Annotated in this window: 13 protein-coding genes; all 13 read left to right on the top strand. The window is 31.3% G+C overall.

All coding sequences use genetic code 11. From position 1 onward, the window contains the following. Nucleotides 1–9: 9 nt before the first annotated feature. Complete coding sequence (gene ftsL / locus BDW25_RS02410; protein WP_002448811.1) at nucleotides 10–411, top strand: cell division protein FtsL; 402 nt, start codon at nucleotides 10–12, stop codon at nucleotides 409–411. Beyond that, the gene (locus BDW25_RS02405) at nucleotides 392–2,638 is read left to right on the top strand and encodes a penicillin-binding protein (RefSeq protein ID WP_002448727.1); all 2,247 of its coding nucleotides are present in this window, start codon (nucleotides 392–394) and stop codon (nucleotides 2,636–2,638) included. Before ftsL ends, BDW25_RS02405 begins: the two co-directional genes overlap by 20 nt. Nucleotides 2,639–2,812: 174 nt before the next feature. Then, nucleotides 2,813–3,778: a phospho-N-acetylmuramoyl-pentapeptide-transferase gene (gene mraY / locus BDW25_RS02400; RefSeq protein ID WP_002448868.1), complete on the top strand. Its 966-nt coding sequence runs from the start codon at nucleotides 2,813–2,815 to the stop codon at nucleotides 3,776–3,778. 1 nt (nucleotide 3,779) lies between these two features. Further along, complete coding sequence (gene murD / locus BDW25_RS02395) at nucleotides 3,780–5,126, top strand: UDP-N-acetylmuramoyl-L-alanine--D-glutamate ligase (RefSeq protein ID WP_002448780.1); 1,347 nt, start codon at nucleotides 3,780–3,782, stop codon at nucleotides 5,124–5,126. Nucleotides 5,127–5,144: 18 nt separating this feature from the next. Continuing rightward, nucleotides 5,145–6,290, top strand: coding sequence for a cell division protein FtsQ/DivIB (locus BDW25_RS02390; RefSeq protein ID WP_002455461.1), 1,146 nt, complete (start codon nucleotides 5,145–5,147; stop codon nucleotides 6,288–6,290). 103 nt (nucleotides 6,291–6,393) lie between these two features. Next, nucleotides 6,394–7,827 (top strand): cell division protein FtsA, encoded by a 1,434-nt coding sequence (ftsA, locus tag BDW25_RS02385; protein WP_002448732.1) that lies wholly within the window; start codon nucleotides 6,394–6,396, stop codon nucleotides 7,825–7,827. Between the two features lie 29 nt (nucleotides 7,828–7,856). After that, nucleotides 7,857–9,035: a cell division protein FtsZ gene (gene ftsZ / locus BDW25_RS02380; protein WP_002448818.1), complete on the top strand. Its 1,179-nt coding sequence runs from the start codon at nucleotides 7,857–7,859 to the stop codon at nucleotides 9,033–9,035. 190 nt (nucleotides 9,036–9,225) lie between these two features. After that, nucleotides 9,226–10,020, top strand: coding sequence for a peptidoglycan editing factor PgeF (pgeF, locus tag BDW25_RS02375; RefSeq protein WP_002448754.1), 795 nt, complete (start codon nucleotides 9,226–9,228; stop codon nucleotides 10,018–10,020). A 62-nt stretch (nucleotides 10,021–10,082) separates the two neighbouring features. Next, on the top strand, nucleotides 10,083–10,757 hold the full coding sequence (locus BDW25_RS02370) for a YggS family pyridoxal phosphate-dependent enzyme (protein WP_002455459.1): 675 nt from the start codon (nucleotides 10,083–10,085) through the stop codon (nucleotides 10,755–10,757). 5 nt (nucleotides 10,758–10,762) lie between these two features. Then, complete coding sequence (locus BDW25_RS02365) at nucleotides 10,763–11,353, top strand: cell division protein SepF (protein ID WP_133944751.1); 591 nt, start codon at nucleotides 10,763–10,765, stop codon at nucleotides 11,351–11,353. Between the two features lie 22 nt (nucleotides 11,354–11,375). Beyond that, on the top strand, nucleotides 11,376–11,672 hold the full coding sequence (locus BDW25_RS02360; protein WP_002448805.1) for a YggT family protein: 297 nt from the start codon (nucleotides 11,376–11,378) through the stop codon (nucleotides 11,670–11,672). Between the two features lie 75 nt (nucleotides 11,673–11,747). Beyond that, a complete protein-coding gene (locus BDW25_RS02355; protein WP_049418215.1) occupies nucleotides 11,748–12,521 on the top strand; it encodes a YlmH family RNA-binding protein in 774 nt (257 codons plus the stop codon). A gap of 63 nt (nucleotides 12,522–12,584) precedes the next feature. After that, on the top strand, nucleotides 12,585–13,265 hold the full coding sequence (locus tag BDW25_RS02350; RefSeq protein WP_002448772.1) for a DivIVA domain-containing protein: 681 nt from the start codon (nucleotides 12,585–12,587) through the stop codon (nucleotides 13,263–13,265). Nucleotides 13,266–13,275 lie beyond the last annotated feature (10 nt).

Raw genomic sequence — 13,275 nt, 5'->3', positions numbered from 1 at the left:
TAATTGAGGATGGCTGTAGAAAAAATTTACGAACCATATGAACACATTCAGCACACTAGCATACCGAAAGAACAACCAAAGACACAAACTGAGACGAAAACAGTAACTAAAAAGGTTGTTGTTCAACTTACGCGATTTGAGAAATTTTTATACATAACGCTTGTCACAGCAATTGCTGTTCTAGCAATCTATATGCTATCTTTAAAAATGGATGCGTACGATACAAATGATAAAATTGCCGAGCTAGATCAAAAGATTGAACAACAATCTAATGAAAATAATGCAATTCAATCTGAAATTAAGAAAAATTCTTCTTATGAGCGCATTTACGATCAGGCTAAAAAACAAGGTATGAGCCTAAAGAACGATAATGTAAAGGTAGTGCGTACTAATGGCGAAGCGAAAAATTAAAATTAGAAAAAATAAATTAGGAGCAGTCCTCCTTGTTGGATTATTCGGACTGCTCTTTTTTGTATTGGTTTTAAGATATTCATATATCATGATAACTGGACATTCAGATGGACAAAATTTAGTGATGCGCGCTAATGAAAAATATCTCGTAAAAACGCAAGAACAGCCTGAAAGAGGGAAAATATACGATAGAAACGGTAAAATTTTAGCCGAAGATGTTCAACGATATAAATTAGTTGCTATTATTGATAAAAATGCTGGAGAAGTTGGTGATACACCAAGGTATGTTAAAGATAAAAAGAAAACAGCAAAACAATTATCAAAAATTATTGATATGAAACCTGATGAAATTGAAAAACGTCTTAATCAAAAGAAAGCCTTTCAAGTTGAATTTGGACAGAAAGGGACAAATTTAACATATCAAGATAAAGTTAAACTCGATAAAATGGACTTACCAGGAATCACCTTATATCCAGAAACTGAACGATTCTATCCTAACGGTAATTTTGCTTCTCATTTAATTGGTATGGCTCAAAAAAATCCTGATACTGGGGAATTAAATGGTGCATTAGGTGTAGAAAAGATTTTTAATAGTTATCTAAATGGACAGAAAGGCTCGCTATCTTATATACATGACATTTGGGGTTATATTGCACCAAACAGTAAAAATGAAAAAGCGCCAAAACGTGGTGATGATGTTCATTTAACCATTGATTCAAATATACAAGTATTTGTCGAAGAGGCTCTTGATGATATGGTGAAACGATATGAACCAAAAGATTTATTTGCAGTGGTTATGGATGCTAAAACAGGAGAAATTCTTGCATATAGTCAACGTCCAACATTCAACCCCGAAACGGGTAAAGACTTTGGAAAAAAATGGGCTAATGATTTATATCAAAATGCATATGAGCCTGGGTCAACATTTAAATCATATGGATTAGCAGCCGCCATTCAAGAAGGTAAATTTAATCCTAAAGAAAAATATGAATCTGGTCATCGTGATATTATGGGTTCAAGAATTTCTGACTGGAATAAAACCGGTTGGGGAGAAATACCAATGTCATTAGGTTTCACATATTCATCTAATACATTGATGATGCATCTTCAAGATTTAGTTGGTGCTGATAAAATGAAATCTTGGTACGAGCGCTTTGGTTTTGGTAAATCTACAAATGGTATGTTTGACGGAGAATTAAAAGGAAATATTGCTTGGTCAAATGAATTACAACAAAAAACATCAGCATTCGGTCAATCGACCACAGTGACGCCTGTACAAATGATACAAGCACAATCAGCTTTCTTTAATAAAGGAAATATGTTAAAACCTTGGTTTGTTCAAAGTATAGATAATCCAATTTCAAAGAAAACATTCTATAAAGGTGAAAAGAATATAGTTGGAAAACCTATTACTTCAGAAACTGCGGATAAAGTTGAAACAGAATTAGATAAAGTAGTAAATAGTGATAAAAGTCATGCTTCCAATTATCGTATTGATGGTTATGATATTGAAGGGAAAACAGGTACTGCTCAGGTCGTTAATGAAAATGGTAGTGGATACGTTAAAGGAGCAAATCCCTACTTTGTAAGCTTTATGGGAGATGCGCCAAAAAAACATCCAAGAGTTATTGTTTATGCCGGTATGAGTCTTGCTCAGAAAAATGATCAAGAAGCATATGAATTAGGGGTAAGTAAAGCTTTTAAACCTATCATGGAAAATACACTTAAGTATTTAAATGTAGGCTCTAAAAAAGATGAGACTCAATCAGCACAGTATAGTAAAGTGCCAAATGTTGTAGGGCAATCAAGTCAAAAAGCACAAGATAGTCTTAAAGGAAAAGATTTACAACCTGTCATTATTGGTAATGGTAATACAATAAAAGCTCAATCTACTAGAGCTAATACAAAATTATTACCGAATAGTAAAGTGTTAGCAGTGACAGATGGCGATATTACTATGCCAAATATGAAAGGTTGGACAACAGACGATGTCCTAGCCTTCCAAGAATTAACTGGAATCAATGTTACGACTAAAGGCAGTGGATACGTAACAAATCAATCTGTAGCGAGTGGGTCAACACTCAAAAGTAATAAGAAAATTGAAATAGAATTATCTACTGATGATCCTAATGATAATACATCTTTAACTGATTCGAGTGGATCTGATTCAAATAACACTTCAGATAATTCAACTGATACAACGTCTAATGATAAAAACGATTCATAAGAACAAATGACGTCATTTTAAATGATTATAAATAAGGTGTCATATATTATGGATACCTTATTTATAATCTCAATTTCTTACATAATATATATAAAATTAGTTTGAAAATTGATAAGATTATAAAGGAAATAAAGTGAAAAACGAATAAATTTAAAATACATAAAGGAGATTACCATGCTTTTTATATTTGCGATTATCGCATTACTTATCACATTTATTTTAGTTCCTGTACTTATACCGACACTTAAACGAATGAAATTTGGTCAAAGTATCCGCGAAGAAGGTCCTCAAAGCCATATGAAAAAAACGGGTACACCAACCATGGGTGGTTTAACGTTTTTAATTAGTATTATTATTACATCTATGATTGCTATATTTTTCACAGATCATTCTAATCCCATTATTCTATTACTCTTTGTCACAATAGGATTTGGACTCATTGGCTTTATTGATGATTACATTATTGTAGTTAAAAAAAATAACCAAGGACTTACAAGTAAGCAGAAATTTTTAGCTCAAATTGCAATAGCAATTATATTTTTCATTCTAAGTGATGTTTTTCATTTAATAGAATTTTCAACAAGTATAAATATTCCATTTACTAATTTTGGAATTCCATTGTCGTTTGCGTACGTTATTTTTATTGTTTTTTGGCAAGTTGGGTTTTCAAACGCAGTTAATTTAACTGATGGATTGGATGGATTAGCAACTGGCTTATCAATTATTGGATTCACTATGTATGCAATTATGAGTTTCATGTTAAATGCCCCTGCAATTGGTACTTTTTGTATTATTATGATTTTTGCATTACTCGGTTTCTTACCGTATAACTTAAATCCAGCCAAAGTATTTATGGGAGATACAGGAAGCTTAGCATTAGGAGGTATTTTTGCTACAATTTCAATCATGTTAAACCAAGAATTTTCATTACTTTTTATAGGTTTAGTATTTGTTATCGAAACATTATCAGTAATGTTGCAAGTATCATCTTATAAATTAACTAAAAAAAGAATCTTTAAAATGACACCAATTCATCACCATTTTGAACTTAGCGGATGGAGTGAATGGAAAGTTGTTTCAGTATTTTGGCTTGTGGGGTTAATTTCAGGATTAATTGGATTATGGATAGGAGTGCATTAGAATGCTAAATTATACAGGATTAGAGAATAAAGATGTTCTTGTAGTTGGATTAGCAAAAAGTGGTTATGAAGCTGCTAAGTTATTAGTTAAATTAGGTGCAAATGTAACTGTAAATGATGGGAAAGATTTATCTAAAGATCCCCATGCAAAAGACTTAGAAACATTAGGGGTGAAAATTGTTGATGGTGGTCATCCATTATCATTACTTGATAGCAACCCAATTATTGTTAAAAACCCAGGTATACCTTATACAGTTTCAATTATTGATGAAGCATATCAACGAGGTCTTAAAATTTTAACTGAAGTAGAATTAAGTTATTTAATTTCTGAAGCTCCAATTATCGCCGTAACTGGTACAAATGGTAAAACAACAACAACTTCTCTCATTGGAGATATGTTTAAAAAAAGTAGATTAACTGGAAGACTTTCAGGAAATATTGGGTATGTTGCTTCTAAAGTAGCTCAAGAAACGTCACCTGATGAATATCTAATCACTGAATTATCTTCATTCCAATTACTTGGCATTGAACATTACAGACCTCACATTGCCATCATTACAAATATCTATTCTGCTCATTTAGATTATCATGAGTCATTAGAAAATTATCAAAATGCGAAGCGACGTATTTACAAAAATCAAACAGAAGATGATTATTTGATTTGTAATTATCATCAACGTCATTTAATTGAAACTGAAAATTTAAAAGCTAAAACATTATATTTTTCTACTCAACAAGAAGTAGATGGCATCTATATTAAAGATAATTATATCGTTTATAATAATGTTAACCTTATTAATATTGATGACTTAGTTTTACCGGGAGAACATAACTTAGAAAATATTTTAGCTGCTGTTTTAGCTGCAATACTTGCAGGCGTGCCAATTAAGGCTATCGTAGATAGTTTAACAACATTCTCAGGTATTGAACATCGATTACAATATATTGGAACGAATCGAACAAATAAATACTATAATGACTCTAAAGCAACCAATACATTAGCAACACAGTTTGCTTTAAATTCATTTAAACAACCTATTATCTGGTTATGTGGTGGTTTAGATCGAGGTAATGGATTTGATGAATTAATTCCTTACATGAAACATGTTAGAGTAATGGTAGTTTTCGGTGAAACTCAAGATAAATTCGCTAAATTAGGTAATAGTCAAGGTAAAGAAGTAATCAAAGCAGTTGATATAGAAGATGCAGTAAAAAAAGTTCAAGATGTCATTGAACCTAATGATGTTGTTTTACTTTCACCAGCATGTGCAAGTTGGGATCAATATAAAACATTTGAAGAACGTGGCGAAAGATTTATTGAAAGTTTCCGTGCATACCTACCATCTTAATTAAAGGATGTGAAGTAATTGGATGATACAAGGGGCAATAGAAATAAAAAGATTCGTTCTATCAAGCGTTCATTTGATAAAGACAAAACTGAATTAGAAAATGATAAAAATAAAAAAATTAAAGATGATGTTAAATCAAAAGATAGACTCCAAAAAGAAAAGAATCTTTCAAATGATAGAAGGTCAAATAAATCTTTAAATTCTTCGAAAAATAAAGGTGAAAATTTAAAGAAAGAAGTAAAAACAAGGTTAAGAGAAAAACGCAATAAATTTCAAAATGATAAATATAGTCACTTAACGGTAGCTGAAAAACGAGAACAACAAAAGATAGATAAAAGAAAGCGACAAAAACGTATTCAATATATTATTGTTACTACTTTAATACTTTTAATTATATTATTTCTACTATATATGTTTACACCATTAAGTAGAATTTCTCATGTTAATATTAGTGGTAATCATAATGTAAGTGATAGTCAAGTTGAAAAAGAATTAAATATCAAAAAAGGATCACGCATTTATACTTTTAGTAAAAGCAAAGCTATCAATAATTTAAAGAAAAATTCATTAATCAAAGATGTTCAGATTAATAAACAGTTGCCTAATACTTTAAATGTTAAAATTATTGAAAATAATTTAGTAGGTATTGTAAAAGATAAAAATAAATATGTGCCAATAATTGAAGGAAATAAAAAATTAGACAATTATAATGGTGATATTGCGAATAGTGCACCTGTGTTAGAAGATTTTAAAGGTGACAATTTAAATAGTATCACGAAAGCATTATCTAAAATGTCTAATGAAACGAGAGATATGATTTCAGAAATAAAATATGCACCTTTACAGAATCAACAAAATCGAGTCCTTTTATATATGAAAGATGGCATGCAAGTAGTAGGAGACATCAATACTCTAGCTAACAAAATCGAGTATTATCCTCAAATGTCTCAATCTCTTGCAAAAGATAGTTCAGGTCAATTAAAAACACAAGGATATATTGATTTATCTGTAGGAGCATCATTTATTCCATATAATGAAAATAGCAGTATTAATTCTAAGTCCGATCAAAATGTTCGTCAAAAAACACAGCAAGAAACAGAAGCAAAAAATGAATTACAAAGTGCATTAAATAAAATAAGCGAACAATCGGATACAAATAATTAAAAAATTTCGATAATAATATGTGTTTATAGTTCACAAGCTAAACGACGTATTGTAAACTAAATATAGTGTATTTTAATAGTATTTTGTCAGGAGGTGCCTATCTATGGAGGAACATTACTATGTAAGCATAGATATTGGTTCATCAAGTGTTAAAACAATAGTAGGCGAAAAATTTCACAATGGTATTAATGTGATAGGTACAGGGCAAACCTACACTAGCGGTATTAAGAATGGATTGATTGATGATTTTGATATTGCGAAACAAGCAATTAAAGATACAATTAAAAAAGCTTCTATCGCATCAGGTGTGGATATAAAAGAAGTTTTCTTAAAATTACCTATCATTGGTACTGAAGTGTACGATGAAGAAAACGAAATTGATTTTTACGAAGATACAGAAATTAGTGGATCACATATTGAAACAGTATTGGAAGGTATACGTCAAAAAAATGATGTACCTGATACAGAAGTTATTGATGTGTTTCCGATTAGATTCATTGTAGATGGAGATAACGAGGTTTCGGATCCTAAAGAACTCATTGCAAGACACTCGTTAAAAGTAGAAGCAGGTGTTATTGCAATTCACAAGTCAATTCTAATTAATATGATTAAATGTGTAGAATCTTGTGGAGTAGATGTATTGGACGTCTATTCAGATGCTTATAACTATGGCTCTATTTTATCTGCAACTGAAAAAGAATTAGGTGCATGTGTAATTGATATTGGTGAAGATCTCACTCAAATCGCCTTTTATGAACGCGGTGAACTTGTAGATGCCGATTCAATTGAATTAGCTGGACGTGATATTACAGATGATATCGCAGAAGAATTAAACACTACATATGAAACAGCTGAAAAAATTAAACATCAATATGGACATGCTTATACACAATCAGCGTCTGATCAAGACGTTTTCAGTGTTGATCAGGTAGATAGTGACGAATTAGTAGAGTATACTCAAAAAGATTTAAGTGCAGTTATTGAAAGAACAGTGCAAGATATCTTTGATGAAGTATTTGATGTGTTGGTAGATTTAGGATTAACTAAAGTAAATGGTGGATTCATTGTTACAGGTGGTTCTTCAAACTTATTGGGCGTTAAAGAATTACTAAGTACAATGGTTAATGAAAAAATAAGAATCCATACACCTTCTCAAATGGGAATTAGAAAACCTGAATTTACTTCAGCGATTTCTACAATATCTAGTAGTATCACATTTGATGAATTATTAGATTATGTTACAATAAATTATCAAGATAATGATGAATTTGAAGAAGAAGTCATTGAAAATGACGAACACAATCATACTTCAAAATCAGGTGGCTTTGACTGGTTTAAACGTAAATCTAATAAAAACGAAGACCCTGACGAAAATCATCAGCCAGAAGTACGTGAAAAAGCGGAGAAACATGATGATTATGAAACGTATGACGAAAACAACCATCAAGATGGAACACATCATTATGATGATGAACATGAAAAATCTGATAAAGAAGAAAGCAAATTTAAAAAGCTTATGAAATCTCTATTTGAATAATTGGCCATTAAGACTAGGAGGAAAAATAAATGTTAGAATTTGAACAAGGATTTAATCATTTGGCGACATTAAAAGTTATCGGTGTAGGTGGCGGCGGTAACAACGCTGTTAACCGCATGATTGATCATGGAATGAACAATGTTGAATTTATTGCTATTAACACTGATGGGCAAGCTTTAAACTTATCTAAAGCAGAATCTAAAATACAAATCGGTGAAAAATTAACACGTGGTTTAGGTGCAGGTGCAAATCCAGAAATTGGAAAAAAAGCTGCTGAAGAATCACGTGAACAAATTGAAGATGCTATTCAAGGCGCTGATATGGTATTCGTTACTGCTGGTATGGGCGGCGGTACTGGTACAGGTGCTGCACCAGTAGTTGCTAAAATTGCTAAAGAAATGGGAGCATTAACAGTGGGTGTTGTAACTCGTCCATTTGGCTTTGAAGGACGTAAACGTTCTACACAAGCAGCAGCAGGTGTTGAAGCTATGAAAGCGGCAGTTGATACATTAATCGTTATCCCTAACGATCGTTTATTAGATATTGTTGATAAATCAACTCCTATGATGGAAGCATTTAAAGAAGCAGATAATGTTTTACGTCAAGGTGTTCAAGGTATCTCTGATTTAATCGCTGTATCAGGTGAAGTGAACTTAGACTTTGCTGACGTTAAGACAATTATGTCTAACCAAGGTTCTGCATTAATGGGTATTGGTGTATCTTCAGGCGAAAATAGAGCAGTGGAAGCTGCTAAAAAAGCTATTTCATCTCCATTACTTGAAACATCAATTGTTGGTGCTCAAGGTGTGTTAATGAACATTACAGGTGGCGAATCTTTATCTTTATTCGAAGCTCAAGAAGCAGCTGATATTGTACAAGATGCAGCAGATGAAGATGTAAATATGATTTTCGGTACTGTAATTAATCCAGAATTACAAGATGAAATTGTTGTAACAGTAATCGCAACTGGATTTGAAGACAAACCAACATCTCAAGGACGTAAAGCGTCAAGTACTGGTTTTGGTTCAAGTGCAACTTCTAGTCCATCAACTCAAAGTGCACCAAAAGAAGACTCATTCACACATAGTACATCTAATTCACGTCCTTCTGATGGTCTAAGCGAAAGAAGTCATACTACTAAAGATGATGATATTCCTAGCTTTATTCGTAATAGAGAAGAAAGACGTTCTAGAAGAACTAGACGCTAATATTAAAGCATAAATATAAAATAAGGAGCAGTGATTTCTGAGGAGAATGCTGCTCTTTTTATTTTGTTTAATTTAAAAAGAAATATGTTATATAATACATTTATATACATCTTTTAATCGAAATGCAGATAAAATATAAAACAATAGTCTAGATATGATTATTCTTAAAAGTGAGGGTGGTTTTCACAACGTGGAAAAATTTATAAAACAGCCACATTATTTGAGTTATACATCACAATATGATCAGTTAACACTTGGTTTTACTACACGTGAAGATGGAAAAAGTCCATATCCAAGAGATGCATTTAATATGGCACGTTATATTGATGATGAACCTAGTCATGTGACGCATCATCAAGAGATATTAGCTAATGCTATCAACTTTCCTACACAACAATGGGTTTTTCCTATTCAAACACACGAAAATAATATCGCTCACATTACTAAAGCACATTGTGGCGCTAATATTAAGGCATTAGGTAATGAATTATATGGAATTGATGGTATGTACACTTATGATTCAGATATATTATTAACGATGTGTTATGCTGATTGTGTACCTGTATATTTTTATAGTGAAAAACATCATTTTATCGCTCTAGCTCATGCGGGGTGGAGAGGAACATATGGTCAAATAGTAGTAGAAATGCTTAAATATGTAGAATTTGACTATCAAGATTTAAATGTAGTCATAGGTCCAGCGACTTCTTCAACCTATGAAATAAATGATGATATTAAAAATAAATTTGAAACATTGCCTATTAATTCTGACAAATATATTGAAACACGAGATACTGATCGACATGGTATTGATTTAAAATTAGCTAACGCTTTATTATTAAAAAATAGTGGCGTACCAGCTGAAAATATTAATATTACAAAATACACTACATCAGAAGACTTATCGCTTTTTTTCTCTTATCGTGTTGAAAAAGGTAAAACTGGCAGGATGCTAGCATTTATAGGTCAAAAAGGAGAAGTGTAGTGTAATGCAGTTATATCACTATAATCCTTTATGTCATTACAAAGTTAAGAGGTTGATATATAATGAAAGTGACAGAAAATTTAGAAAAAATACAAGCGGAAATTAATCATCATCTTGAAAAAAGTGTGATTAAGACCGCTCCAAACGTGATTGCAGTAACAAAATATGTTACAATAGACCGAGCAAAAGAAGCGTATGATGCTGGTTTAAGACACTTTGGAGAAAATAGAGTAGAAGGTTTTCTAGAAAAAAAACAAGCCTTACCTAAAGATGTTACAATGCATTTTATCGGTTCACTGCAGTCTAGAAAAGTAAAAGATGTGATTAATGACATCGATTATTTACATGCACTAGATCGTTTGAGTTTAGCAAAAGAAATTAATAAAAGAGCAACTCACACTATTTCATGCTTTATCCAAGTGAATGTTTCTGGTGAAGAAACTAAACATGGTATTGCGCTTAGTGAAGTTAATGATTTTATTGAACAAATTAAAGCATTCGACAATATTAAAATTGTTGGATTAATGACAATGGCGCCTTATACCGATGATAAGGACTACATACATCAGTTATTTAAACAATTGAGATTAAAACGAGATGAAATTAAAAACCTTAAATTGAATTATGCACCATGTGAATATTTATCTATGGGAATGAGTAATGATTATACTATTGCTGTAGAAGAAGGTGCTACATTTATAAGAATAGGGACTAAACTTGTTGGAGAAGAGGAGTGAGCCCCGTGGCTATCAAGGATTTATTTAATAATTTTTTCCTAATGGAAGATGAAGAAGAAGTCGAAAGCCCTGCTGAAAGACAACAGCGTGTAACACAAAATGAAGAAAATCAAAATCGTAATATGCAACAGCAACCTATTGAAAGAACACAGAATAATCAAAATCACTTAAAAACTGTACCTCAAAAGAAAGTATCAAAAAATTACAATACTGAAGAAAGGAATTATCGTATGGGAAATACATCAAATAAGTCTAATTCAAAAAATGTTGTTACTATGAATCAATCAGCTGGTACAGGTTATAGTAATTACGAAAATTCAAAAATGTGCTTATTTGAACCTCGTGTATTTTCAGATACTCAAGACATTGCAGATGAACTTAAAAATCGTCGTGCGACATTAATTAACTTACAACGTATTGATAAAGTATCAGCGAAACGTATTATTGACTTCTTAAGCGGAACAGTTTATGCCATTGGCGGAGATATACAACGTGTAGGTGCTGATATCTTCCTTTGTACACCTGATAATGTTGAGGTGGCAGGTAGTATTACCGATCACCTTGAACAGATGAATACACAACAACATTACGAATAATTTAAGGAGTAGAATATAATATATGGATGTTGGTATATTAGCTAGTATATTTAACTTTATAATATTACTAGTTCAAATTTATTATTGGGGAATGATTATTTATTTCTTTACTTCATGGGTTCCAACAATTAGAGAATCTAAATTTGGATCATTTTTAAGTAAGATATATGAACCTTTCTTAGAGCCATTTAGAAAGATTATTCCACCCATTGGTATGATTGATATTTCATCAATTGTAGCATTATTTGTACTTGTATTATTTCAATATGGATTGCAAAGTATTTTTGATATGATATTAAATTATTTAATACTAAAATAATTTTATAATAAGTTAGTAGAGCCTGTGATATGCATAATGTCTCAGGCTCTTTAACACTTAAAAGAGGAGGCGTTAATCATCGATATTTATCAGCACTTTAGAAATGAAGAACAACCACTTATTAATCAATTATTAGATAAATGTGAACAAGTTAATCAACAATATGCACCTGTATTGACTTCATTTTTAGATCCTAGAGAACAATATATATTAGAAGTCATCGTCGGTAGTTTTGAAGATATGAAAGTGAGCTATTTCGGTGGTCAATCGGCAGAAAGAAAGAGAGCAATTATTGCGCCTAGTTATTTTGAACCTACTGAAGGTGATTTTGAAGAAGTATTAATCCAAATTAATTATCCTGAGAAATTTGTGTCTATTCAACATCAACATGTACTTGGAACTTTAATGTCTTTAGGTATAGAAAGAGAACAAGTAGGAGATATACTTGTTGGTGATACGATTCAGTTTGTTTTGACAAAGCAATTGGAATCATATATTATGATGGAATTAACAAAGATTAAAGGTGCTACAGTCAAACTTGATTCTATTCCATTTAAAGATATGATACAATCAAAAGAGAATTGGAATATTCATCATAGTACAGTCAGTGCTTTAAGATTAGATGTCGTTTTAAAAGAAATGATTCGAAAATCTAGATCAATTGCTAAACAATTAATTGAAAAAAAACGGGTAAAAGTGAATCATACTTTAATCGATTCTCCCGATTTTCAACTTCAAAACAATGATTTGCTCTCTATTCAAGGATTTGGACGTGCTCGAATTATTGATATAGGTGGCAAAACTAAAAAAGAAAAAGTTCATATAACGTATCAAACACTATTTAAGTAAATGATATTGATTGATAAATAATAAAAACACCTTTATGATGGTTTGTTTTAAGGAGGATAACAGATGGCTTTTACACCTAATGAAATAAGAAATAAGGAATTTACAAGAGTGAAAAATGGTTTGGAGCCTGCTGAAGTTAGCGACTTTTTAACTCAATTAAGTAATGAGATTGAAAGACTTAAAGAAGAAAAAAAACAACTTGAAAAAGTGCTTGAAGAGAGAGATACTAATATTAAATCTTATCAAGATGTTCATCAATCAGTAAGTGATGCGCTTATTCAAGCTCAACAAGCTGGAGAACAAACAAAAATTGCTGCCACAAAAGAATCAGAAGCAATTATCTCTAAAGCAAAAGCGCAAGCTGATGTGATTGTAAATGATGCTATTGAAAAAGCACGTCATTTATCTTTCCAAACTGAAGATATGAAACGTCAATCTAAAATATTTAGATCAAGATTTCGTATGCTTGTAGAAGCACAGCTGGATTTATTGAAAAATGATGATTGGGATTACTTATTAAATTATGATTTTGATGCAGAACAAGTGACACAAGAAAACATACAGCATTTAAATCCACAAGATGTAAATCCAAATGCGAATAGTGAAACTCCAACGAGTGAAACAACTGAGACAGTATCAAATGAGGAAAATCAGTCAATCAATTCTAATGAAACAACTAATACAAATAAGTCTACTTCTGAAAATAAGGATGTTTCAAGTAGCGAATCATCATCAAATAAATAGTTAATAAAAT

The organism is Staphylococcus sp. AtDRG32, from assembly GCF_004365845.1.
GTDB classification, from domain to species: domain Bacteria; phylum Bacillota; class Bacilli; order Staphylococcales; family Staphylococcaceae; genus Staphylococcus; species Staphylococcus hominis.
Note: the sequence above shows the minus strand (reverse complement) of the source record. Positions and strands in the feature narration are given on the sequence as shown.